At 55.1% G+C, this 25150-nt stretch carries 21 protein-coding genes; 14 read left to right on the top strand and 7 right to left on the bottom strand.

The genetic code is table 11. From position 1 onward, the window contains the following. Positions 1–10: 10 nt before the first annotated feature. Together JG725_RS01385 and lrp are read right to left on the bottom strand one after the other, a co-directional pair. The gene (locus JG725_RS01385) at positions 11–3328 is read right to left on the bottom strand and encodes a DNA translocase FtsK 4TM domain-containing protein (RefSeq protein WP_199376224.1); all 3318 of its coding nucleotides are present in this window, start codon (positions 3326–3328) and stop codon (positions 11–13) included. A 116-nt stretch (positions 3329–3444) separates the two neighbouring features. Beyond that, complete coding sequence (lrp, locus tag JG725_RS01380) at positions 3445–3939, bottom strand: leucine-responsive transcriptional regulator Lrp (RefSeq protein ID WP_172288140.1); 495 nt, start codon at positions 3937–3939, stop codon at positions 3445–3447. Positions 3940–4468: 529 nt separating this feature from the next. On the opposite strand from lrp, the gene trxB reads away from it, so the two are divergent. The 5 genes from trxB to infA all read left to right on the top strand — a co-directional run bounded on the left by trxB (position 4469) and on the right by infA (position 10250). Continuing rightward, a complete protein-coding gene (gene trxB, locus JG725_RS01375) occupies positions 4469–5431 on the top strand; it encodes a thioredoxin-disulfide reductase (protein WP_199376222.1) in 963 nt (320 codons plus the stop codon). A gap of 223 nt (positions 5432–5654) precedes the next feature. Next, complete coding sequence (cydD, locus tag JG725_RS01370; protein WP_199376220.1) at positions 5655–7421, top strand: cysteine/glutathione ABC transporter permease/ATP-binding protein CydD; 1767 nt, start codon at positions 5655–5657, stop codon at positions 7419–7421. 19 nt (positions 7422–7440) lie between these two features. Continuing rightward, positions 7441–9162 (top strand): cysteine/glutathione ABC transporter ATP-binding protein/permease CydC, encoded by a 1722-nt coding sequence (cydC, locus tag JG725_RS01365; RefSeq protein ID WP_172288804.1) that lies wholly within the window; start codon positions 7441–7443, stop codon positions 9160–9162. 48 nt (positions 9163–9210) lie between these two features. Further along, the gene (gene aat, locus JG725_RS01360; RefSeq protein ID WP_199376218.1) at positions 9211–9915 is read left to right on the top strand and encodes a leucyl/phenylalanyl-tRNA--protein transferase; all 705 of its coding nucleotides are present in this window, start codon (positions 9211–9213) and stop codon (positions 9913–9915) included. 116 nt (positions 9916–10031) lie between these two features. Further along, positions 10032–10250 carry a translation initiation factor IF-1 gene (gene infA, locus JG725_RS01355; RefSeq protein WP_002211347.1) on the top strand — a complete coding sequence of 73 codons (219 nt, stop codon included), beginning with the start codon at positions 10032–10034 and terminating at the stop codon, positions 10248–10250. A gap of 193 nt (positions 10251–10443) precedes the next feature. Here the strand turns inward: infA and clpA are convergent, their stop codons facing one another. Together clpA and clpS are read right to left on the bottom strand one after the other, a co-directional pair. Beyond that, positions 10444–12720 carry an ATP-dependent Clp protease ATP-binding subunit ClpA gene (gene clpA, locus JG725_RS01350; RefSeq protein ID WP_199376216.1) on the bottom strand — a complete coding sequence of 759 codons (2277 nt, stop codon included), beginning with the start codon at positions 12718–12720 and terminating at the stop codon, positions 10444–10446. 29 nt (positions 12721–12749) lie between these two features. Continuing rightward, positions 12750–13070, bottom strand: coding sequence for an ATP-dependent Clp protease adapter ClpS (gene clpS, locus JG725_RS01345; RefSeq protein WP_172288150.1), 321 nt, complete (start codon positions 13068–13070; stop codon positions 12750–12752). A gap of 338 nt (positions 13071–13408) precedes the next feature. On the opposite strand from clpS, the gene cspD reads away from it, so the two are divergent. After that, positions 13409–13630 (top strand): cold shock-like protein CspD, encoded by a 222-nt coding sequence (cspD, locus tag JG725_RS01340; protein ID WP_109055519.1) that lies wholly within the window; start codon positions 13409–13411, stop codon positions 13628–13630. Between the two features lie 137 nt (positions 13631–13767). Here cspD and JG725_RS01335 read toward each other — a convergent pair whose 3' ends face one another. Continuing rightward, positions 13768–15432 carry an ATP-dependent endonuclease gene (locus JG725_RS01335; RefSeq protein ID WP_172288152.1) on the bottom strand — a complete coding sequence of 555 codons (1665 nt, stop codon included), beginning with the start codon at positions 15430–15432 and terminating at the stop codon, positions 13768–13770. A gap of 171 nt (positions 15433–15603) precedes the next feature. Here JG725_RS01335 and JG725_RS01330 point away from each other — a divergent pair, with 171 nt between their 5' ends. The 3 genes from JG725_RS01330 (at position 15604) to JG725_RS01320 (ending at position 19960) form a co-directional block, all read left to right on the top strand. Beyond that, positions 15604–16503, top strand: coding sequence for a lysine exporter LysO family protein (locus JG725_RS01330; protein ID WP_172288154.1), 900 nt, complete (start codon positions 15604–15606; stop codon positions 16501–16503). Positions 16504–16693: 190 nt separating this feature from the next. Further along, entirely contained in the window at positions 16694–18346 is a 1653-nt protein-coding gene (hcp, locus tag JG725_RS01325; protein ID WP_199376214.1) for a hydroxylamine reductase, read from the top strand. A gap of 180 nt (positions 18347–18526) precedes the next feature. Continuing rightward, positions 18527–19960 carry a DUF2867 domain-containing protein gene (locus JG725_RS01320; protein WP_199376212.1) on the top strand — a complete coding sequence of 478 codons (1434 nt, stop codon included), beginning with the start codon at positions 18527–18529 and terminating at the stop codon, positions 19958–19960. 13 nt (positions 19961–19973) lie between these two features. On the opposite strand, the gene JG725_RS01315 is transcribed toward JG725_RS01320, so the two are convergent. Beyond that, a complete protein-coding gene (locus JG725_RS01315) occupies positions 19974–20816 on the bottom strand; it encodes an N-acetylmuramoyl-L-alanine amidase (RefSeq protein WP_199376210.1) in 843 nt (280 codons plus the stop codon). Positions 20817–20862: 46 nt separating this feature from the next. Then, positions 20863–21186, bottom strand: coding sequence for a heavy metal-binding domain-containing protein (locus JG725_RS01310; protein ID WP_199377181.1), 324 nt, complete (start codon positions 21184–21186; stop codon positions 20863–20865). A gap of 286 nt (positions 21187–21472) precedes the next feature. Here JG725_RS01310 and artP point away from each other — a divergent pair, with 286 nt between their 5' ends. From artP to artJ (JG725_RS01285), 5 genes are all read left to right on the top strand, one after another. Further along, entirely contained in the window at positions 21473–22201 is a 729-nt protein-coding gene (artP, locus tag JG725_RS01305; RefSeq protein WP_172288808.1) for an arginine ABC transporter ATP-binding protein ArtP, read from the top strand. Between the two features lie 20 nt (positions 22202–22221). Continuing rightward, positions 22222–22953 (top strand): arginine ABC transporter substrate-binding protein, encoded by a 732-nt coding sequence (gene artJ / locus JG725_RS01300; RefSeq protein WP_172288162.1) that lies wholly within the window; start codon positions 22222–22224, stop codon positions 22951–22953. A gap of 11 nt (positions 22954–22964) precedes the next feature. Next, positions 22965–23681: an arginine ABC transporter permease ArtQ gene (gene artQ, locus JG725_RS01295; RefSeq protein WP_172288164.1), complete on the top strand. Its 717-nt coding sequence runs from the start codon at positions 22965–22967 to the stop codon at positions 23679–23681. Next, a complete protein-coding gene (gene artM, locus JG725_RS01290) occupies positions 23681–24349 on the top strand; it encodes an arginine ABC transporter permease ArtM (protein WP_172288166.1) in 669 nt (222 codons plus the stop codon). Before artQ ends, artM begins: the two co-directional genes overlap by 1 nt. 61 nt (positions 24350–24410) lie before the next feature. Further along, positions 24411–25142, top strand: coding sequence for an arginine ABC transporter substrate-binding protein (artJ, locus tag JG725_RS01285; protein WP_172288168.1), 732 nt, complete (start codon positions 24411–24413; stop codon positions 25140–25142). The last annotated feature ends 8 nt before the right edge of the window (positions 25143–25150 follow it).

Below are 25150 nucleotides of genomic sequence, written 5' to 3'. Positions count from 1 at the left end.
CCCTTTATATTCACTCCATTGGCGGCGGGGCCAGCACCTCGCGGTTACCGTTATGCCCGGGAGAACTGACGATCCCCTGCGCTTCCATCTGCTCCACGATACGCGCAGCGCGATTGTAACCTATGCGGAACTGTCGCTGTACGCCGGAGATCGATGCCCGGCGCTTGTCCACCACAAAGGCAACGGCCTGATCAAACAGCGGATCGAGTTCTTCATCGCCATCCAGACCGAGGCTGCCCCCTTCGCCATCGTCGCCGCCGCTGACGATATTCTCAATATATTGGGGCCGCCCGCGCGCTTTCCAATCCTGAACCACCGCGTGAACTTCCTGATCGCGAACAAAAGCCCCGTGCACACGCACCGGTATTGATGAGTTGGGCGCCATGTACAGCATATCCCCCATCCCCAGTAGTGATTCGGCGCCGCCCTGGTCAAGGATGGTGCGCGAATCAATCTTGCTGGATACGGTGAACGCGATACGGGTCGGAATATTGGCTTTGATCAAGCCGGTGATCACATCCACCGAAGGCCGTTGCGTAGCCAATACCAGGTGAATACCCGCCGCACGCGCTTTCTGCGCCAGTCGGGCGATCAACTCTTCAACTTTCTTGCCCACCGCCATCATCAAATCAGCAAATTCATCGACCATCACGACGATATAAGGCAGTTTTTCCAGCACCGGCGGCGTCATATCCATACTGTCGCCCGGCTTCCAGAACGGATCGGGAATAGGACGCCCCATCGCATTCGCTTCCATCACCCGTTCGTTATAGCCGGACAGATTACGCACCCCCAGCGCCGACATCAGCTTATAGCGGCGCTCCATTTCACCGACGCACCAGCGCAGCGCATTCGCCGCATCTTTCATGTCCGTAACGACTTCCGTTAACAGATGCGGGATCCCTTCATAAACGGACAGCTCCAGCATTTTCGGGTCGATCATGATAAAGCGCACTTCTTCCGGCGTGGCCTTATACAACATGCTGATAATCATGGCGTTAACGCCGACGGATTTACCGGAACCCGTCGTACCGGCCACCAGTAGGTGCGGCATTTTCGCCAGATCGGCCACCACCGGCTGCCCGGCAATATCTTTACCCAGCACAATAGCCAGCGGCGAAGGATTATCACGGAACTTGGCACAGTCCAGCACTTCCCGCAGATAAACGGTTTGGCGGTGCTTGTTAGGCAACTCCAGCCCCACATAGGGTTTACCGGGGATAACTTCAACAATACGTACGGCAACCACCGACAGCGAACGCGCCAGATCGCGTGACAGATTGGAAATACGCGCGGCCTTCACGCCCGGCGCCAAATCCAACTCAAAGCGGGTAATCACCGGCCCGGGATAGTGATCGACGACATCGGCTTTTACCCGGTAGTCACCCAGCCGCGCCTCGATCAGACGCGCCGTCTGCTCCAGCGCGAAACTATCCACCGGCGCTTCACTTTCCGGCGGCGGCGTCAGTAAATCCAACGTCGGCAGCGGTGTGGTCGGTTTTTGCAACGGCTGATCGTTACGAACCAGGAAAGGGTGAATCAAACTATCCATTATCGGTTTACGCGCGGGAGCCGCCGGCTCTATCGGCGAAACCGCATCGGCGTTGGCGGCCGACGTGTTCTGCTCATGTTGCCGGGAATCAACCGCATCATCTCCGCCCTGTTGCGGCGGCGTATCGACATGTTCGGAAGCGGATAAGGTAAACAGCGGTTCACTGGGGCCGTCATCAACCAGATCGGCCAGGGGAGAAAAGCCGGGAATCTGTGCGCCCGACGGCATATCAGACAAGGCGGCGCGATTTAGCGTCGGTTGCTGCTGCGCCGGCATGCTCTCATCCACCCCGCCATAGCGGGACTGCTGCTGAGCATCAAAATCCTTAGCCAGTTGCGCTTGCAGCAGCGCTTCCTGATCGTCTTCCTGTTGCGGATAATCTTCGCCATAGCGCTGACGCTGCTGCTCGATATACGCCTGCTGTAACGCGGCTTCCTGCTGCGCAATATCATCCGGGGATTCCTCGCCGTGCGCCGGACTGCTGTTATCCATATCGCTCTGAGCTTGCGACGCCCTGGCCTGTTGTTCAGCCAAGCGCTGCGACGGTAATGTAATACCGTACGAGGCCAGCTCGCGACGAGTCGGGATGCGAACCGGATTCGGACGCGGCAACTCCGGCCCAACGCCCTGTTTTACCTGAGAATTGCCGTCATCATCGGCACTAAAGGCCGGCATAAAGGTATTATTCGCCTTGAACGAAGGTTCCGTTCTGTCTGGCGTTTCGGACTGCCCGGCATAAGGCGCCCGATCGATAGGCTGCGCGACCTGCGATTGCGCAATCGGCGGCGTATCCGCACTGCCGGATGGGTGGTAGGCTTCCGCGCCGTCGTCATGGGCCGCGGGAACGGGCGTCGGCACCTCAAAAGAATACAACGGCGGATTGAGCGTTGAAGCGACATCAATTTGCTGCCGGGCGGCGGGTTGCTCCGGCATGCCCTGCTGCGTGTCCATCGCCAGAGACGCCACGAGCGACGAATCCGATGAGGGGGCGGCCGCTGGCTGCTCGCCGCCCTGCTCCGCCGGACGTGTTTCGTGGGTTGCCGAGGCTATCGACGGCGCCGAGAATAAAACATCATCATCGCTGTCGGCCGACGTTACGGACAGATCTTCCCGACGATCGACGGACTCGGAAGACAGCGGTTCAGGCAGGTTATCGCTGCGCGAGCGATTAGACATGAACGTCAGACAGCCCAATACCGCCGAACCTATTTTTTCGGCGATGGTCAACCATGACCAACCGGTAAACAGCGTCAGGCCCGCGGCCCAGACGCACAGTAATATCAGCGTCGCCCCCATGCCGTTAAAGCGGGGAACCATCGAACTGCTCAGCAGGCTGCCCAATACGCCGCCGGAGGCAAAATAGTAGAGGTCGTCAATATTCAACGCCGCCAGGCCGCAGGAGGTCAGAATCAGCGCCAGAGTGCCAATCAGGCGCAACGAAAATGTAAAGTAGTCGATCGCGCTCTGGTTATCGCGATGACGAAAAGCCGACCAGCACAGACACAACATTATCGGCGGAATGGCATAAGCCAACACGCCAAAAACAAAAAACAAGGTATCCGCCAGCCAGGCGCCCGCTACGCCGCCGAGGTTATGGATAGGTTCGTGCCACGCGGTTTGCGACCAACTGGGGTCAGAAGGACTAAAACTAAGCAACGCGACGCTTAGATAAACAGCAAAAAGCGCCACTACGATCAATATCGCTTCAAGTAAACGGCGAGAACCACTGAGTTTTCTCAGGGTAATGTCTTTATCTTCTGTGTATTCCTGGCTCAAGCGTCTCTCCAGGGGCCTGTAAAGGTTTATGACAAAGCGCCGAGAAAAACCCGGCGCTGAAACTGTATAAATTCACAGGAGTGTAGCTGAATTTATCGGGTTTTGCACCCATGCATTTATCGGGTCTTAATGACCAAACGATTGCTTTGTTTAACTTCTTCCATCACCACATAGGTGCGGGTGTCGTTCACACCCGGCAATCGAAGCAGCGTCTCGCCCAACAACTTACGATAGGCGGACATATCCGGTACACGGGTTTTCAACAGATAGTCGAAATCGCCGGAAACCAGATGACACTCCTGAATTTCTTCAAGCTTTTGCACTGCCGAATTAAATTGCTCAAACACATCGGGCGCGCCGCGATTTAGCGTAATTTCAACGAACACCAGCAGCGATGCATCCAGATAGTGTGGATTCAGCAGCGCGGTATAGCCATTAATAAACCCCTGCCGTTCCAGGCGACGTACGCGCTCCAGGCAAGGCGTCGGCGATAGTCCCACTCGTTTGGACAGCTCGACATTAGAAATACGTCCGTCTTTTTGTAATTCGTTCAGGATATTGCGATCGATACGATCGAGGTCTTTTCCTGGCCGTTTTTTAGTCTCTACCATTATTATTGTCTCTCTCACTCTTCCTTGCACCTGCTACACTCCGACCAACTTCAATGTATCAGAGCCACCCTAAAGAAGACCCGCTGTCAATTTTGTATATCAAAAGTCATTGTCTCTTTCCGCCGCTGTCTGTCATCGTCATGCGCTAGTGGTAAAATGTCGAACCAGGCAAAAACGAATTGTCCGTGGCTTAAAGACCAGCCAGCCAGACGACGAATAAAAAGCCGAGCTTTTAACTATTCACATACAAAAAATTTCCTCTTACCCAGATGTTTTCGCAAAAGCACAGCGGATTGTCAAAGCAAAACAACTAAAATCAGAAGAAAGTACCAGATTAGATAAGGCAAACGCGTATTGTGGGGCGCATTCAGTCATTTTACTTATGAATGTGGCTGATCTATCAGCCATTTATCGTCGCAATAGCCACCAACGATTAAACCTATAGCTAACAACTTCGCCACATACTTTTTTTACTTCGGTAATTTCCTTACAATCACGTTAATCTCCGTCATCATGAAATGAGGAACTCATGAGTACCGTTAAACACCACAAGTTATTGATTTTGGGTTCAGGCCCGGCCGGATACACTGCCGCGGTTTATGCTGCACGGGCTAATTTAAAGCCGGTACTCATCACCGGGATGGAGAAAGGCGGCCAGTTGACCACCACCACCGAAGTCGAAAACTGGCCGGGCGACGCTGAGGGTTTGACCGGGCCTCTGCTGATGGAACGGATGCAGGCGCATGCGGAAAAATTCAATACCGATATCGTATTCGACCATATTCAACGCGTTGATTTGCAAACCCGCCCTTTTCGTCTGTTTGGCGACAGCGATGAATATAGCTGCGATGCGCTGATTATCGCCACCGGCGCCTCCGCCCGTTATTTGGGCCTGCCCTCCGAAGAAGCCTTTAAGGGCAAAGGCGTGTCTGCCTGCGCCACCTGCGACGGTTTCTTCTACCGCAATCAGAAAGTCGCCGTCGTCGGCGGCGGCAATACCGCCGTTGAGGAAGCGCTCTATCTATCCAATATTGCAGCGGAAGTGCATCTGATTCACCGCCGCGACAGTTTCCGCTCAGAAAAAATCCTGATTGACCGTCTGATGGATAAAGTGAAAAACGGCAATATCATCCTGCATACCGACCGTACGCTGGATGAGGTTCTCGGCGACAACATGGGCGTGACCGGCGTGCGTCTGCGCGATACGCACAGCGGCGCGACGGAAGAACTGGAGCTGGCCGGCGTATTTATCGCTATCGGCCATAGCCCGAACACCGCGGTATTTGGCGGTCAGCTTGAACTGGAGAATGGCTACATCAAGGTACAGTCGGGGATCCACGGTAATGCCACCCAAACCAGCATTCCTGGCGTTTTTGCCGCGGGTGACGTGATGGATCACATTTATCGTCAGGCAATCACCTCGGCAGGAACCGGCTGCATGGCGGCACTTGACGCCGAACGGTATCTGGACGGGCTAACCGCCGCGAAATAACCCCGCTTTGCCTTCCGGGGCGTTTTCACCGCCCCGGATAACGTTCTCTTTTCCCTTCATCACGCAAAAATTGATCGTCTCCCTGCCTTTTCGTTTGCAGAGCGCTTTTGTCGCGGTAACATGGCGGCATTCTGAGCGTAGGAGAATAAGCTTGTTAACTAACGGTTATATAAGCGTTATTTTCCATTAACACTCTTCATGTGAAATAACCACCTGGTGCCTGATGAAAAAAACCAGACAGCAAGAACTGACCTCTTGGCTGAAGCAGCAAAGTAAGCTGGCGCAACGCTGGTTACGGCTTTCACTGTTGCTCGGTTTCCTTAGCGGGGTGCTGATTGTCGCGCAGGCATGGCTCTTGGCCTCGCTGCTGCATGCCTTGATTATCGATCATACGCCGCGCGATGCGTTGCTCACGTCTTTTCTGCTGCTTGTCGCCACCTTTGTACTGCGGGCATTGAATAGTCTGCTGCGCGAGCGCGTGGGTTTTCTATGCGGACAGGCGGTACGTCGGCAAATCCGTAAGCTGGTATTAGATCGCTTGCAGCAGTTGGGCCCGTCCTGGGTTCAGGGGAAACCGGCGGGAAGCTGGGCGACCATGATCCTCGAACAGGTTGAAGATATGCAGGATTACTATTCCCGCTATCTGCCCCAGATGTATCTTGCCGCGCTGATCCCGCTGCTTATTCTGATTACCCTATTCCCGATTAATTGGACGGCAGGTCTGATTCTGTTGCTGACTGCGCCGCTGATCCCGCTGTTTATGGCGTTGGTCGGCATGGGCGCGGCCGATGCCAACCGGCGTAACTTTCTGGCGCTGGCGCGTTTGAGCGGCCATTTTCTCGATCGTCTGCGCGGGCTGGAAACCCTGCGTCTGTTTAATCGCGGCCGTGGGGAAACGGAGCAGATCAGCAAAGCGTCTGAAGACTTTCGCCGCCGTACCATGGAAGTCTTGCGCATGGCTTTCCTCTCCTCCGGCGTACTGGAATTCTTCGCCTCGATTTCTATCGCCGTGGTGGCCGTTTACTTTGGTTTTTCTTATCTGGGAGAGCTGAATTTCGGTCATTACGGCGCCGGCGTGACGCTGTTCGCCGGGTTTCTGGTGTTGATCCTGGCGCCTGAATTCTTCCAGCCGCTGCGCGACCTCGGCACGTTTTACCACGCCAAGGCTCAGGCCGTCGGCGCCGCGGAATCGCTGGTGACTTTTCTGACGGCGGAAGGCGAAACCGTGGGCTTTGGCGAGCGTGAATTCAGCAGCGAGCGGCCGATAGCGATCCAGGCCGCCGATCTGGTCGTTCTGGCGCCCGACGGCACGCCGCTCACTCAGCCGCTGACATTTACCATTGAGTCCGGCCGGCGTATCGCGCTGGTGGGCATCAGCGGCGCGGGAAAAAGTTCGCTGCTGAACGTGCTGCTTGGCTTCCTGCCCTACCGCGGCTCCCTCACCGTAAACGGCATTGAGCTGAATACGCTGTCGCCCGAATCATGGCGCCGGCAGTTAAGCTGGGTGGGACAAAACCCTCATCTGCCGGAGCAGAGCCTGCGGGGGAATATTTTACTGGGAAAACCGCAGGCAACCGGGGATGAATTGCAGCAGGCCATTGAACGGGCGTACGTGCATGAGTTTCTGCCCCAACTGCCGCAGGGTTTAGATACGCCCATCGGCGATGGCGCGGCGCGTCTTTCCGTCGGGCAGGCGCAGCGCGTCGCGGTCGCCCGCGCGCTAATCAATCCATGCCGTCTGTTGCTGCTTGATGAACCGGCCGCCAGCCTGGATGCGCACAGTGAACAGCGGGTAATGGGGGCGTTGAATGCCGCGGCGCGTAATCAAACAACGCTGCTGGTCACCCATCAATTGCACGACACCCTTGATTACGACGCTATCTGGGTCATGCATCATGGCCAGCTCGTGCAACAGGGTAACTATCGGACGCTCAGCGCGCAATCCGGCGCCTTTGCCGAACTGATGGCGCAACGTCAGGGAGTGTTATGATATGTCTCAAATAAAAACCATGCGGGTTTTAAAACCCTTTCTGAGGTTATATCGCCGTCATATCTGGCGCTTGAGTCTGGGGATCCTGTTAGCCATTGTGACGTTGCTGGCCAGCATCGGGTTGCTGGCGCTGTCGGGCTGGTTTCTGGCTGGCGCGGCATTGGCAGGCGCCGCCGGGTTATATACCTTTAACTATATGTTGCCCGCGGCCGGGGTGCGAGGCGCGGCCATTACCCGTACCGCAGGCCGTTACGCCGAAAGGCTGGTAAGCCATGACGCCACTTTCCGCGTTCTGCAACACCTGCGCATATTTACCTTTTCACGGATTCTGCCTCTGTCTCCCGGCGGCATCGCACGATTTCGTCAGGCCGACCTGCTGAACAGGCTGGTCGCCGATGTTGATACGCTCGACCATTTATATCTGCGCGTTATTTCGCCGATTGTCAGCGCCCTGCTGGTGATTCTGATCGTCACTTACGGTCTAAGCTGGCTGGATGCCTCGCTGGCGCTGACATTGTGCGCCATCATGCTGAGCCTGCTGTTGATTCTGCCAGTCGCATTCTATCGCGCGGGTCATCCTATCGGTGAGGATCTGACCGCCTTGCGGGCGCAATATCGTATCCAGTTGACAACCTGGCTACAGGGTCAGGCGGAATTGACCGTTTTTGGCGCGCTGTCGGCTTCGCGTCAACGGTTGGCGCAGTTGGAAATGCGCTGGCTGGCGCGGCAACAGCAGCAGGCTAACCTGACCGGACTGTCTCAGGCGCTGATGATCTTATGCAGCGGGCTGACGGTCACCCTGATATTATGGCTGGCGGCGGCAGGTATCGGCGGCGATACGCAGCCCGGCGCGTTGATTGCGCTGTTTGTCTTTGCCGCGTTGGCCGCCTTTGAAGCGCTTGCGCCCGTGACCGGCGCTTTCCAGCATATGGGACAGGTTATTGCTTCCGCCGCCCGTGTCGATCAGATTATCCGCCAGCCGGCCGAGATTACCTTTCCGCAACAAGGTCCGCCGCTCGCGCCGACGGCCTCGCTGGCGTTAAATCGCGTCAGTTTCACCTATCCGGATCAACCACTGCCCGTACTAAGCGATATTTCGCTTAGTATCCGTGCCGGCGAGCATCTGGCCCTGCTTGGACGGACCGGATGCGGCAAATCCACCCTGCTGCAACTGCTTACTCGCGCGTGGGACTGCGCACAGGGCGAGATCGCCCTGAACGGCTTGCCGTTATCCGCATGGCGAGAGGATGAACTGCGCGGCATGATGAGCGTCGTGCCTCAACGCGTGCATATTTTCAGCGCCACGCTGCGCGATAATCTGTTACTGGCCGATCCCGAGGCGCGGGATGAACAGCTGAAGACGGTGTTAAAACAGGTTGGTTTGGATAAACTCCTGGAAAATGAAGGACTGAATGCCTGGCTCGGCGAAGGCGGCCGCCAGCTTTCCGGCGGCGAACAGCGCCGTGTCGGCCTGGCCCGGGCCTTGTTGCACAATGCGCCGCTGGTATTGCTGGATGAGCCAACCGAAGGTTTGGATGCAGAAACCGAACGGCGTATTTTGCAACTGCTGCGTCGACACTGTGAAGGAAAAACCTTGATTGTGATTACGCATCGGCTGTATGAGTTAGCATCAATGGATCGTATTTGCGTGATGGATGGCGGTCGGATAATCGAACAAGGGAACCATCAGGCGTTGATGGCTCAGCAAGGGCGCTACTGGCAATTTCACCAGCATATTTGAATCTCCAACCGCCTGTCAGAGTGTAGGCGGTTATTTAACCGGAATATTATGCGACTGTATCAGCTTTCCTGCGACTCACTTCATTTCCCCGATCCGATTAATGCGCTGGACGAGCCGAACGGATTATTGGCGATAGGCGGCGATCTTTCCGTTGCGCGGCTGACGGCGGCTTATCGGCAGGGGATATTTCCCTGGTATTCCCCCGGCGAACCTATTTTATGGTGGTCGCCCGATCCGCGAGCGGTACTGTTTCCGGGCGCCTTTCATATCAGCCGCAGCATGAAGAAATTTCTGCGTAAGCACGATTTTCAGGTCACCCTCAACCATGCTTTTAATGACGTGATCGCCGCTTGCGCCAATGAGCACGACGGCGGAACCTGGATTAGTCAGGAAATTACTCTGGCATATGCGCAACTTCATCAGTCAGGACAAGCACATTCTGTCGAAGTGTGGCAGAATGGCTCGCTTGTTGGCGGACTGTATGGTGTTTCGCAAGGCGGATTATTTTGCGGCGAGTCAATGTTCAGCCGAACCGATAATGCATCCAAATATGCTTTACTGACATTCCAACAACATTTTATTGGTCACGGTGGTTATCTGATCGACTGTCAGGTACTAAATGCGCATACCGCATCACTGGGGGTAGGTGAAATTCCCCGCGACCGCTTTTTGCAATTTCTTTTTCAATTGCGGGATAAACCGGTGAGTGATGGCTGTTGGCGCCCGCAAACGCTGGCTCGGCCGAGGCCATGATAACTAACGGCGGTTTATAAATAAGACTCAGTTTATGAACGCTCCTTTACATAATGTGGGTTTTTCGGCATTATCTTGCCGGTTAAAAACAAAGGTAGTTACACCTAGAGGATTCGATGGCCAAAGAAGACAATATTGAAATGCAAGGCACCGTGCTTGATACGCTGCCCAATACCATGTTCCGCGTTGAATTGGAAAACGGGCACGTGGTTACCGCTCATATCTCCGGTAAAATGCGCAAAAACTATATCCGCATCCTGACGGGTGACAAAGTCACTGTAGAGCTGACCCCGTACGACCTGAGCAAAGGCCGCATTGTCTTCCGCAGCCGTTAACCGGTTCGCCCATCGCTGACAGCAGCGATATTCGAGGATGTACCACCTCTGCTGCCCTTTCCGTTTTCGGCAAGGGCTTTTGCTTTTGGTTGTTCCCCGCCGCAGGGAAAAAAACCGACGATCAAAAAAAGGGCGATGCGCTATGCACCACCCTTTTTGACTTTGCCGCTATTCAACGCAGGGAGTATCGCCCTTAGTGAATCGCGCCTTCGGTTTTACGTTTCTGAGCGCTCTGGAAACCATAGGTCAATTGCTGAGTGTCTTTATCCAACTCGACTTTGACCGAACCGCCATCCACCAATGAACCGAACAGCAGTTCATTCGCCAGGGGTTTCTTCAGGTTTTCCTGCATTACCCGGGCCATAGGCCGCGCGCCCATCGCTTTGTCGTAACCCTTCTCCGCCAGCCAGTCTCGCGCTTCGTCGCTGACTTCCAGCGATACGCCCTTCGCATCCAACTGTGCCTGCAATTCCACGATGAATTTATCCACCACCTGCTGAATAACCTCGGCGGACAAATGGTTGAACCAGATAATGCCGTCAAGACGGTTACGGAACTCAGGCGTAAACACTTTCTTGATCTCTTCCATCGCGTCGGTACTGTTATCCTGCTGGATAATCCCGATAGAGTTACGCTGGGTTTCCCGTACGCCGGCGTTGGTGGTCATCACCACGATAACGTTGCGGAAATCGGCTTTACGGCCGTTGTTATCCGTCAGGGTGCCGTTATCCATAACCTGCAACAACAGGTTAAAGACATCGGGATGCGCCTTCTCGATTTCATCCAGCAGCAACACCGCGTGAGGATGTTTAATCACCGCATCCGTCAGCAAGCCGCCCTGATCGTAACCGACATACCCCGGAGGCGCGCCGATTAAACGACTGACGGTGTGGCGTTCCATGTACTCGGACATGTCGAAGCGCAACAGCTCGATATCCAGCGCTTTCGCCAGTTGCAGCGTAACTTCCGTTTTACCCACCCCGGTCGGCCCGGCAAACAGGAACGACCCCACCGGTTTGCGCTCGTGGCCCAATCCCGCACGGCTCATCTTGATGGATTCAGACAGCGCTTCAATGGCCTTATCCTGACCGAACACCAGCATCTTCAGACGATCGCTCAGATTTTTCAGCACATCGCGATCGCTGGCGGACACGGTCTTTTCAGGAATGCGGGCGATACGCGCCACCACGGATTCGATATCCGCCACGTTAACCGTTTTCTTACGCTTGCTGATCGGCATCAAACGGCTGCGGGCCCCCGCTTCATCGATAACATCAATCGCCTTATCGGGCAGGTGACGATCGTTGATGTATTTCACCGCCAGCTCTACCGCCGCGCGCACCGCTTTCGCCGTATAACGGACGTCGTGATGCGCTTCATATTTCGGCTTCAGGCCGTTAATAATCTGCACGGTTTCTTCCACGCTCGGTTCGGTGATATCGATTTTCTGGAAACGACGCGCCAGCGCCCGATCCTTTTCAAAGATATTGCTGAACTCCTGATAGGTGGTAGAACCAATCACGCGGATCTTGCCGCTGGATAACAGCGGCTTAATCAGGTTGGCCGCATCGACCTGACCGCCGGAGGCCGCGCCCGCGCCGATAATCGTATGTATTTCATCAATGAACAGAATACTGCTCTTATCCTGTTCAAGCTGTTTCAACAGCGCTTTGAAACGCTTTTCAAAGTCGCCGCGATACTTGGTGCCCGCCAGTAACGAACCGATATCCAGCGAATACAGCGTGCAGTCGGCCATCACTTCCGGCACGTCGCCTTGCACGATACGCCAGGCAAGGCCTTCAGCGATGGCGGTTTTACCCACGCCGGACTCCCCTACCAGCAGCGGGTTATTCTTACGGCGGCGGCATAGCACCTGAATGGTTCGCTCCAGTTCTTTATCCCGACCAATCAGGGGATCGATTCCGCCGACGCGCGCAAGCTGATTCAGATTGGTGGTGAAGTTTTCCATACGGTCTTCCCCTCCGGTCTGTTCTTCATTGACAGGGTTCTCCGGGTTTGGCGCCTGCCCGGATTCTTCTTTGCGCGTCCCGTGGGAAATAAAATTCACCACGTCCAGACGGCTGACATCATGCTTGCGCAACAGGTACGCGGCCTGCGATTCCTGCTCGCTGAAAATGGCGACCAGCACATTCGCCCCGGACACTTCGCTGCGTCCCGACGACTGAACGTGGAAAACCGCCCGCTGCAACACGCGCTGGAAACTGAGCGTCGGCTGCGTTTCACGCTCTTCATCCGCTTGCGGCAGCGTTGGCGTGGTTTGTTCAATAAAGATTTCCAGCTCCTGACGGAGCGCGGTTAAATCCACCGTACAGGCTTCCAGTGCTTCACGTGCGGCCGGATTACTGAGCAGTGCCAACAGCAAATGCTCCACGGTCATAAACTCGTGTCTGTGCTCACGCGCTCTGGCGAAAGCCATGTTGAGACTGAGTTCCAGTTCTTGATTGAGCATAGGCACCTCCCCCAATAAATTGCCTGACTTCAGGCTTTTTCCAGCGTACAGAGCAGCGGGTGCTCATTTTCTCTGGCATAACGATTTACTTGTACAACTTTGGTCTCAGCCACTTCAGCACTGAATACGCCACAAATCGCCTTTCCCTGATAATGAACCGTCAACATCAATTGCGTCGCCCGTTCAATATCATAAGAAAAGAACTTTTGCAGAACGTCAATAACAAATTCCATCGGTGTATAATCATCATTGTTTAATAGCACTTTATACATTGATGGAGGTTGTAATTTTTCTTTGAGTTGATCGGCGGTCAGTTGTTCCGACTGCGACCACGTACTGTTGTTTCCCATTCTCTGCCCAATGTCGTCTGAATATCATCGTGCTCATCAGTATTTACAGTAGCACGTCTGGTTTTCATTTTTCCATTTAGCTAATTAAATGGTGGCGAGAAAGCAAAAATCAATCTTTGTCATCTCGCGAATTGACTGCGAAATCCTGAACCGTCGCCGTCAATAGCGTTATCTGCATCAAACTTTGAAAAACTCCCCCGCCCCCCTTGCTTGACGCCGGGATCGATTTCACTAAAGTGTAGAATTGAATTGATGAGGTTTTAATCAATTCGTATTCAGTTTAACCAAATAACCTCACCTTACACATAAAAGAATACTCTTTCGAAGGATGTCGATGTATGGAGACAGGTACTGTTAAATGGTTCAATAACGCCAAGGGTTTTGGTTTTATCTGTCCTGAAGGGGGCGGCGAAGATATCTTCGCTCACTACTCAACTATTCAAATGGACGGATACCGAACGCTAAAGGCCGGACAGGTCGTCAGGTTTGATGTTCATCAGGGACCGAAAGGAAATCATGCCAGTCTGATCGTGCCACTGGTGAGCGAGGCTGTTTCCTGACTCTTACTGTCTTTCAACGATTTCTGACATTTACTCGGGTAAGACAAAATGCTGGTCGCCTATCGGCCAGCATTTTTATGCCGCCGGAAGCCGGGTTCGCCCTCCCCTTGTAATGCGTCTTTCACCGCCCCGGCGCGCTAATCGGCGCGCCCGCGCGCCAGCCACAGCACCCGGGAAAACATGCTGCGAATCAAGGGCGGGATCGCGTCGCTTCCCATCGTCGCGGCTTCCATCGCCACCTCGATAGCCAAATCGGGTTTTGAGGAGCGCTGAATCGCTTTGAGGATGATTTTATGCATGGATAACGGCACCTTTTCAGGCAGCAGCGCGACGCGGTGATAGACATGTCCGAATCCGGCACGATACATATAGTGCTCCATATCCAGCGCGGGCAAGACGGTCAGATGATCCCGATCGCTTTCGCCCTGTGCCGCCAGCAGGCTTTGCGCCGTTGCCACATACTTTTTCCCCGCATCGTCGCCATCCACCAGCACATGCCATTCAATCCCCATCCGCTGGGCGAACTTCAACAGCGGCCGCAGCCCCGATTGAGCAAACTCAATCACTTTGACGCCTTCAGCCTCAAAATGATGACCGCACTGACGCGCCAGCTCATTCAACATCCAGACTTCCGTTTCCCCCTCCACCAGCAGCCAGCAACGCGCAAACAGCGACGCGGGCCGATTAAAGCGAATATGAAAGGCAATGCGGCGGCTGTCTTCCGCGCTCATCCCTTGTCGGCCGATACGGTAGGTGGCTACGCGCGATGATTCCCGCACCAGCCGGCACACCTGCTCCATCGGCACCAGCGACAGCAGTTCGCCGGAATTGGTGGTGGTGACTTTCTGTAGCGGCAACTGCATCAGTAATCCCCACGCCACCGACAGCATAATCGGATGCAGTCGCGTTTCAGGATCTTCGATCACCAGCAGAGGACGGGAATGCGGATCCAACGCCACCGCGCCTTTGGCCTGAAGCAGCGTGGAAAATAGCTCAAGCAAAATAATCCGGCGGCTGCGGCTCTTCGGATCGGCAATCAGCCGGTTGATGTTATCCAGCGAGCGCCAGGATTTGCCGTTATGCATCCGTTCATGACGATGATGCCGCCGCTCATTCAGGGTGGCGCTTTGTTCAGAAAAATAGTGCTCCAGCAATTGGCGCATCGCCGCCAGACCTTGCCGTAGTTCTTTATCCGTCAGTTTCTGCGGATTTTTAGCCAGTTCGCCCATCAGTTGTTCAAACTGCTGCGCCAGCTTTTCATTGCCGTTGTCCGCGGTGACGGCCAGGGTTCCCGAACGTAAATGCCGCATAAAGCGGGCGTCCCGCAGACGCAGCACCGGATGCAAACGGATCACTTCACGGGCCAGTTCGTCAATATTGCTTAACGCAATCGGATGCCCTTGCGCATCAAGAAAACTGCGCCAGGTAAAGACGGCCCGGCTTTCATCCACTTCGCCTTCCAGCCGATAGAAAATGCGGTGCAACGACGCATCGCCTTCGACCCAGACGCGTTTGAGCGGACGATAACGCGGCGCGAGATGGTGTCCGGGCGCATTTTCGCAAAAGGTAAAAATGATCTGCAAATGACGCTCACGGCTGTTTTCGTCACCCGGCTTAAAATAGAAGTCCTGTAATTCAAAATGATACAGGGGCAATGTCGGCGCCAGCAGCAGCGATAACGCATCCAGCAGGCTGGACTTTCCCCAGGCGTTCTCGCCTATCAGCACGGTATTATCATCCAGTACCAATGACAGGCGATTAATCCCCCGGAACCCCAGAATCTCTACGTTTTCCAGATACATCCACGTCTCCCGTTTCCGTCTCGCCGTTATGACATGATAGCAAAACAACCTGTTGCAGGTTATCCCGCCAGACGATACTTTACTCAAGATGATAATTTGTTTAATTTTAATAGATTATGTCATTTTCCCCTTCCGCCGCCGGCTTTTCTCGCTAAGGACGCCCATTCTGTGATGTATTCAGGGTTATTAATCATTTTAGTGCCGCTTATGCTTGGCTATCTGGTGCCGCTGCGCGTCAAAAAAATCTTACAGGCAATTAATCAGTTATTAAGTTGGATGGTGTATGTCATTCTGTTTTTAATGGGCATCAGCCTGGCGTTTCTGGATAACCTCAGCAGCAATCTGCTGCTGATCTTTCAGTACACCGCCGTCTGTACCGCCTGCATTGTTACGCTGAATATCGCGGCGCTGTGGTTGCTGGAAAAACGCTATGCATGGCGCGGTAGACATGAACAGCAAACGCCGCCCTCGCGCCTGCATATGATTCTGGATTCCCTCAAGCTGTGTCTGGTGGTATTTGGCGGTTTTCTGCTGGGATTAACGCAATGGCCGGGCCTGACCTATGCCAGTCAGGGCAGCGAGTATGCCCTGATCCTGTTGCTGTTTTTCGTCGGAATACAGTTGCGCAACAGCGGAATGACGCTGCGTCAGATCGTGTTGAACCGCCGGGGCATGATGGTGGCGCTGATTGTCGGCGTCAGCGCACTGGCAGGCGGCCTGCTCGCCGCCTGGCTGCTCGGCCTGCCGCTCAAAACCGGGCTGGCGATAGCCTCTGGCTATGGTTGGTATTCGTTATCCGGCATTCTGCTGACCGACGCCCTGGGGCCGGTCATCGGCAGCGCCGCCTTTTTTAACGATCTGACCCGTGAACTGTTGGCCATTATGCTGATCCCCGCGCTGGCGCAGCGTAACCGTTCCTGCGCCCTGGGGCTTTGCGGCGCAACCTCGATGGACTTCACTTTGCCGGTGTTGCAGCGCAGCGCCGGCGTGGAAATGGTTCCCGCAGCCATTGTGCACGGTTTTCTGTTAAGTCTTGCCGCGCCGATCCTGATGGCCGTATTTTCATCCTAGCCGTTCATTTCCCCCGCTGTTTTCCCGTCCTATCGCGGGCAGTGATTAAGTGTCGTTTTCATTGCCCGCGAACAAAGTTGCGCTAAATCAAGTTTATCCCACGTTGCGTTAAAAACGCCTTTTTCGCTATGCCGTGAACCTCTATGCTTCAAACAAGTATTTTAAATACAACTTTAAAAAAGGAATCATTATGTTTTGCGTGCAATGTGAACAAACCATTCATACCCCGACAGGAAATGGCTGCTCTTATGCTCGGGGCATGTGTGGTAAAACCGCGGAAACCTCCGATCTGCAAGATCTGCTGGTTGCCGTGCTGCAAGGGCTATCGGCCTGGGCGCTGAAAGCCCGCGAACTGGAGATTATCGATCACGATATTGACGGCTTTGCGCCACGCGCCTTTTTCTCCACCCTGACCAACGTTAACTTCGATTCGCAGCGGATTGTCGGTTACACGCGGCAGGCAATCGCGCTACGTCAATCGCTGGCGATTCGCTGTCGTCTGCTCGATGCGCAGGCAGCGGTCGATCATCCGTTGGCGGAACTTCAACTGGCGGGAAACGATATTCCGACGCTGCTGCGACAGGCGGCCGGTTACGCTCTTGATAATGATAAGGCCAGCGTGGGGGATGACATTCACGGTTTACGTATGCTCTGCCTGTATGGGCTGAAAGGCGCCGCGGCGTATATGGAACATGCCCATGTGCTGGGCCAGTACGATGAAACCATTTATGCGCAATACCATGCTTTTATGGCCTGGCTGGGTACGCAGCCCGCCGATGCGGATACCCTGCTGAACAACGCCATGAGCATCGGTCAGTTGAACTTTAAGGTGATGGCGATCCTCGATCGCGGCGAAACGGAAGCCTATGGTCATCCGACGCCCACCCGCGTCAACGTCCGCTCTGTCGCCGGTAACGCCATTCTGATTTCGGGTCATGACCTGAAAGATTTACGTATGCTGCTGGAACAGACCGAAGGCGCCGGGGTGAATATCTATACGCATGGCGAAATGTTGCCGGCGCACGGTTATCCGGAGCTGAGAAAATTCAAACATCTGGTCGGGAACTACGGCAGCGGCTGGCAGAATCAGCAAAACGAATTCGCCAAATTCCCCGGTGCGATCGTCATGACCTCCAACTGTATTATCGACCCGAACGTCGGCAACTACGGCGATCGCATCTGGACGCGCAGCATCGTCGGCTGGCCGGGCGTCAACCATCTGGAAGGCGACGATTTCAGCCCGGTGATTGCCCAGGCGCAACGCCTGGAGGGCTTCCCCTACAGTGAAATAGAGCGCCGGATTACCGTCGGCTTCGGCCGCGAAACCCTGCTAAGCGCCGCCGATACGGTGATCGATCTGGTGGCGCAAAAGAAATTGCGCCACGTCTTTCTGGTCGGCGGTTGCGACGGCAGCCGTGAAGAGCGCAGCTACTTCACCGATTTTGCCCGCAATGTGCCCGACGATTGCCTCATCATGACGCTGGCCTGCGGCAAATACCGCTTCAACAAGCTGGATTTCGGCACTCTGGAAGGCTTGCCTCGTCTGCTGGATGTCGGTCAGTGCAACGACGCCTACTCCGCCATTATTCTGGCGGTGAAACTGGCTGAAAAACTGGGCTGCGGCATAAACGATCTGCCGCTCAGTCTGGTGCTGTCCTGGTTTGAACAGAAAGCCATCGTCATTCTGTTAACCCTGCTGTCCCTTGGGGTGAAAAATATCTACACCGGCCCCACCGCGCCGGGCTTCCTGACGGACAATCTGCTGGCCATTCTGCATGAGAAATTCGGCATGCGGCCAATCACCACCGTCGCACAGGATATGAACGCCATTCTCGCCGCCTGATGAATTTATACGCCGTCAACCCTACAGCTACAGGGTTCTGGCCCGACGCCGCCAGACAGCCGGCCTTTCCAGCCATGATGGCGCGCTCACCGCCATCATGCATCGCTTTACTGTTGTTTTCCCCGTTCCCGGCTATAGTAATAAACCGTATCGCGATTTGTCCTCCGGAGCCTATTCGTTATGACATCCCATCCCGCCCCGATTCTGATTCTGGGCGCCAGCGGCTATATCGGCCGTCACTTAACCGAACGGTTCAGTCGGCAGGGGTTGCCGGTGATTGCCGCCGCCCGCCGGATAGACGCCATTGACGCGCAGCGCTGGCCGGGAGTGACGTGTCGGTCGGTTGATTTGTGTAAACCCGAAACGCTGACCGAAGGGCTGTGGGGCGCGGAAACGCTCTATTATCTGGTTCACAGCATGGGGGATGGTGAAAACTTTATCGCTAAAGAGCGTGTCGCGGCCATGAATCTGTTGCTGGCGCTGCCCGCCAGCCGGGTAAAACACATTGTTTATCTGGGTGCGCTACAGGCGAAAAATGACAGTTCTCCGCACTTGCAGGCCCGCAAAATCACCGGAGACATTCTGCGCGGCAGCGGCATACCGGTCACGGAACTGCGGGCCGGCATTATTGTCGGCGCAGGTTCGGCCGCATTCGAGATCATGCGGGATATGGTGTACAACCTGCCGGTATTGACGCCGCCACGCTGGGTGCGCTCCAAATCTTCTCCGATTGCGCTGGAAAACCTGTTGGTCTACCTGACCGAGATCCGCCTTCATCCGGCCCCGGAACACCGCATTATGGATGCGGCAGGTCCGGAATATATCAGCTATCAGACCCTGTTTGAGCGTTTTATCGCCATCAGCGGCAAACGCCGTTTGTTGATCCCCGTGCCGATGCCGACGCATCTGGTTTCGGTCTGGTTTTTGCACCTGATCACCTCCGTTCCGCCGACGGTGGCCCGCGCGCTTATTCAGGGACTGAAACACGATCTTCAGGCGGATGGCTCGGCATTGCAGGCGCTGATCCCCCAGACGCTGCTCACCTTTGATCAGGCCGTGCGTACGACGCTGCAAAGCGAAATGGAAAGCACTCAAAGCGCCGACTGGGGCAACGATACGGAAGTCCGCGCCCGCTGGAAGCCGGACTACGGCTTCTATCCCAAACAGGCCGGGCATTCGGTCACCACTCCGGCATCCAGCCAGGCGCTTTGGCGGGTGGTTCAGCAGATCGGCGGCAAAGAGGGCTATTTCTATGCCAATGCGCTGTGGAAACTGCGGGCCAGGCTCGACGATCTCAGCGGCAACGGTGTGAGCTATGGCCGTCCGGATCGGCCAACGCTCGAGATCGGCGATAAAATTGACGGCTGGAAAGTCATCTCCATCAAGCCACAGCGGCAATTGGTGATGCTGTTTGGCATGAAAGCGCCGGGGCTGGGGAAACTCACTTTTACCATCACCGATCGGGGCACCCAGCGCACGCTGGATGTCCGGGCGCGCTGGCACCCCGCCGGCTTTAACGGACTGGTCTACTGGTTCTTGATGATGCCGGCCCACCTGTTTATTTTCCGCGGTATGGCCGCGCGCATCGCCCGGCTGGCGGAAGAGACCGCCTGATGTCAGACCGCGGTTACAGCCTTGAACTTCCCGCCGCGCCATATTTTTCCAGCAGCGCGTCGACAATGGCTTCGGTTTGCGCATCCGCCAGTCCCTGATGATTTTCCGGGCGGAAATGCATTTGAAACGCGGCGATCGTCTGCCGTTTCTGACGTTCGGTCATGTCATCGGACAGCGGATAACCGTAGCGCGCCAGCTTATCCAGCAAACGCCCGACGTCCACCGGCTGACGTTCGGCTCTGCCATTGAGATAAAACGATACCCTCGCCTCGTCCGGCCAGGCGCCGATACCGGCCTGCGCCAGTGTTTGCCAAGGGAAAAGCGGGCCGGGATCCTGCTTACGCAACGGCGCAATATCGCTGTGCGCCACGACGTTTTGTGGCGCAATCTGATAACGCGCCACGATTTGACCGGCTATCGCCGTTAGCAGCGCAATTTGCTCCGCCGGAAAGGGCGTCCAGCGCATGCCGATCAGCGTTTGCCGATAACCCGGATTTTCAAGTTCGATACCGATCGATGAATTATTCAGCCGGGTAAATCCGCGCCAACCGCTGACGCCGGCATGCCAGGCGGCCTGCGATTCCGGCACCAGACGCCAGGCCACCGGTTTCCCGTTCTTCAGCGGCGGAACGGCCGGGATCAGATAGTGTGAACTGACCCGCTGATCGGTCAGAATATTCAGGGACGTTGGGAAATCTTCCGCCGTATAGTGAATCACCAGAAAGCGAATACGTGATTCCTGCGCCTGGGACGCCTGCGTGGTGACCAGATGGAACTCGTTTCGATCACGCCAGGAGGCGGCTGACTGGCAGCCGGCCAGGACAAACAGCATCAGCATAGTCATGCATTTAATCATGGTGTTTCCGTTGCAACACATTCCTGCACAGACGATAACCCGCTCACTAACGGCTCACTTTTACCGCCGTACCGCTCACGGTCACCATCAGCATACTGCTGTCTTTGCCGACCGTCTCGTAATCAATATCAATGCCCACGACGGCATTGGCGCCTAAATCCGCCGCCTGCTCCTGTAACTCTTTAAAAGCAATCAGCCGCGCTTTACGTAATTCTTTTTCATACGCCCCGGATCGGCCGCCGACGATGTCGCGTATTCCGGCGAAGAAATCACGAAAAATATTCGCGCCCAGGATCGCCTCCCCCGTCACGACGCCACAGTATTCGGTAATGGTAAATCCTTCCAGACTCGGTGTGGTAGATAATTGCATCATAGACTCTCTGACTGTTAACGGCGCGACAGCGCCTTTCTGCGATAGCGGATGTACTACCTTACCACGCTATTATGCGCCAATATTTCCTGCCGGCATGTTTATGCCGATTGGGCGGAGATTATTATGCTTTACCGGCAAAATCGCCCCTCAAGCCGTACGCTAATATTTTGTGCTATTATTTACGCAATAAGTCGCCTGTTAGCAAATTTTAACCCATGGCGATTGCATAACTATTCTGCCGACGTTAACATTCGCGGCATCAATGTCTATTCAATTCTTACGCATGAGTATTCAACTAAACAGCATTAATTGTTTCTACGGCGCGCATCAGGCGCTATTCGACATCACTCTGGATTGTCCTGCGGGCGAAACACTGGTGCTGCTTGGGCCAAGCGGCGCGGGCAAGAGTTCTCTGCTGCGCGTGCTTAACCTGCTGGAAATGCCGCGCTCCGGCACGCTGTCCATTGCCGGCAATCAGTTTGATTTCAGTCATGTCCCCGCCGATGGCGCTATTCGCGAATTACGTCAGAATGTCGGCATGGTTTTCCAGCAGTATAATCTGTGGCCGCACCTGACCGTCGCTCAAAACCTGATCGAAGCCCCCTGCCGCGTACTCGGGCTAGGCAAAGATCAGGCAAAGGCGCGTGCCGACAAGCTGCTTAGCCGCCTGCGCCTGAATGATTTTGCCGATCGTTATCCTCTGCACCTTTCCGGCGGTCAGCAGCAGCGCGTCGCCATTGCCCGCGCGTTGATGATGGAGCCTCAGGTGCTGCTGTTCGACGAGCCGACCGCCGCGCTGGATCCTGAAATCACCGCTCAGGTGGTGAACATCATCCATGAACTGACGCAAACCGGGATCACACAGGTTATCGTAACCCACGAAGTCGAATTTGCCCGCAAGACGGCCAGCCGGGTGGTGTATATGGAAAACGGCCGCATCGTGGAGCAAGGGGATGCCGGCCACTTTGCCCAGCCGCAGACGCCTGAATTCGCCGGCTACTTATCTCATTGATTAACATCAGGAAAATCACGATGAAAAAATTGATCGTTGCAGCACTTCTGGCGGGTTTGAGCGCATCGGCCAGCGCCGCCGACACCATCCGCTTTGCCACCGAAGCGTCTTATCCCCCGTTTGAGTTCGTGGATGCCAATAATAAAATTCAGGGTTTTGACATCGATCTGGCCAACGCGCTGTGCAAAGAGATGCAGGCGACCTGCACCTTCAGCAATCAGGCTTTCGACAGTCTGATCCCCGGCCTGAAATTCCGCCGTTTTGAAGCGGTTATCGCCGGTATGGATATCACGCCGGAACGTCAGCAGCAGGTATTCTTTACTCAGCCGTACTATGACAACTCGGCGCTGTTTATCGCTCAGAAAGGTAAGGTCGCCGACACGGCGGCGCTGAAAGGCAAACGCGTCGGGGTGCAGAACGGCACTACGCATCAGAAATACCTGATGGAGAAGCACAGCGACATTACTACCGTTCCTTACGATAGTTATCAGAACGCGGTGCTGGATCTGAAAAACGGTCGGCTGGATGCGGTGTTCGGCGATACCGCCGTGGTGAATGAGTGGCTGAAACAGAACGCCAATCTGGCCGCGGTGGGGGAAAGCGTCACCGATAAAGATTATTTCGGCGTGGGTCTGGGGATTGCCGTTCGTCAAAACAATGACGCGCTGTTAAAACAATTCAACGACGCGCTCGACAAAATCAAGCAGGATGGCACTTATCAGACCATCTACAAAAAATGGTTCCAGCAGTAATCTGACGCTCAATGATTGAATTTCAACCTCTTGCAAGCGCCGCCGGGATGACCGTCGGCCTTGCCGTCTGCGCCCTGGCGCTCGGGCTCACTCTCGCCATGCTGTTTGCCATTTGGGAAACCGCCCGCTGGAAAGCGGTAAGCTGGAGTGGAACCGCGCTGGTGACGCTGTTGCGCGGCCTGCCGGAAATTCTGGTGGTGCTGTTTATCTATTTTGGCTCTTCCCAATTGCTGCTGATGCTGGCGGACGGTTTTACGCTGGATCTCTATCTGGTGCAGGTTCCGGTTAAACTGGACATGGAGATGTACGAAATCAGCCCGTTCCTGTGCGGTGTTATCGCGCTGGCGCTGTTGTACGCCGCTTACGCCTCCCAAACGTTGCGTGGCGCGCTGAAAGCCGTTCCACAAGGGCAATGGGAGTCCGGTCAGGCGCTGGGACTGGGCAAATCGGCGATTTTCATCCGCCTGATCATGCCGCAGATGTGGCGTCATGCGCTGCCGGGTCTGGGCAACCAATGGCTGGTGTTGTTGAAGGACACCGCGCTGGTTTCGCTGATCAGCGTGAACGATTTGATGCTGCAAACAAAAAGCATTGCGACGCGAACGCAGGAACCCTTTACCTGGTACGTGGTCGCCGCGGCCATTTACCTGGCGATCACGCTGTTAAGCCAGTACGTTCTGAAACGTATTGAGCTGCGGACGACGCGTTTTGAACGGAGGCCTTCCTGATGCTCGCTTATCTACCTGAGCTATTAAAAGGCCTGCACACCAGTCTGACGCTGACGGTGGCGGCGATCGTCGTCGCCCTGCTGCTGTCGCTGCTGCTCACTGTCGTTCTGACCTTGAAAACGCCGGTGATTGCGCCGCTGGCGAAAGTCTATATCACCTTGTTCACCGGAACGCCGTTGCTGGTTCAGATCTTCCTGATTTACTACGGCCCTGGCCAGTTCACGTCCATTCAGCAAATTCCCTGGCTGTGGAAACTGCTTTCTCAACCGTGGCTCTGTGCGATGGTCGCGCTGGCGCTGAACAGCGCGGCCTATACCACGCAGCTGTTTTACGGCGCGGTCAAGGCGATCCCCGCCGGGCAATGGCAATCCTGCGCCGCGCTGGGCATGTCGCAACGCCAGACGTTGCGTATTTTGCTGCCCTTTGCCTTTAAACGCGCGCTGTCGTCTTATTCAAATGAAGTCGTACTGGTGTTTAAAAGCACCTCGCTGGCCTACACCATCACCTTGATGGAAGTGATGGGCTACAGCCAGCTAATGTACGGACGCACCTATGATGTGATGGTTTTCGGCGCGGCGGGTATTATTTATCTGTGCGTCAATGGGGGGCTTACCCTGTTAATGCGCGTGATCGAACGCCGCGCGCTGGTATTTGAACGCCGTAACTGAAACCGGAATCAATCCGTACAGTTAACTGTAAATAAATAAAGAACCGACCTGGAGCAGGTAGATGAAAAAATTATTGATCGCCACCTTACTGGCTGGAATGACATTCAGCGCCGCCGCCGCGGACACCATCCGTTTTGCCTCATCGGCGACCTACCCTCCTTTCGAATCTCTGGATGCCAATAACGAAATCGTCGGTTTCGATATGGATCTGGCGAAAGCGCTGTGCAAACAGATGCAGGCGACCTGTACCTTCACCAACCAGGCGTTTGACAGCCTGATCCCGGCGCTGAAATTCCGTCGCTATGACGCGGTTATTTCAGGGATGGATATTACGCCGGATCGCAGCAAGCAGGTGGCGTTCACCCAGCCTTATTATGCCAACTCTGCCGTAGTGATCGCCCAGAAAGGAAAATTCACCGACTTTGCTGAACTGAAAGGCAAACGTATCGGTATGGAAAACGGCACCACGCATCAAAAATACCTGCATGACAAGCACCCGGAAGTGCAGACGGTCGCTTACGACAGCTACCAAAACGCGGTGCTGGATCTGAAAAACGGCCGTATTGATGGCGTGTTCGGCGATACCGCCGTGGTGAATGAGTGGCTTAAAACCAATCCGAATCTGGCTACCGTCGGCGAGCACGTGACCGATGCGGAATATTTTGGCACCGGTCTGGGCATCGCGGTTCGCCCGGATAATCAGGCGCTGCTGGAAAAACTGAATAACGCGCTGGACGCCATCAAAGCGGACGGCACCTATCAGGCCATCAACGATAAGTGGTTCCCGCAATAAGTTTTTCG

The sequence above is a fragment of the Brenneria sp. L3-3C-1 genome (genome assembly GCF_016456245.1).
Lineage (GTDB): Bacteria > Pseudomonadota > Gammaproteobacteria > Enterobacterales > Enterobacteriaceae > Brenneria.
Note: the sequence above shows the minus strand (reverse complement) of the source record. Positions and strands in the feature narration are given on the sequence as shown.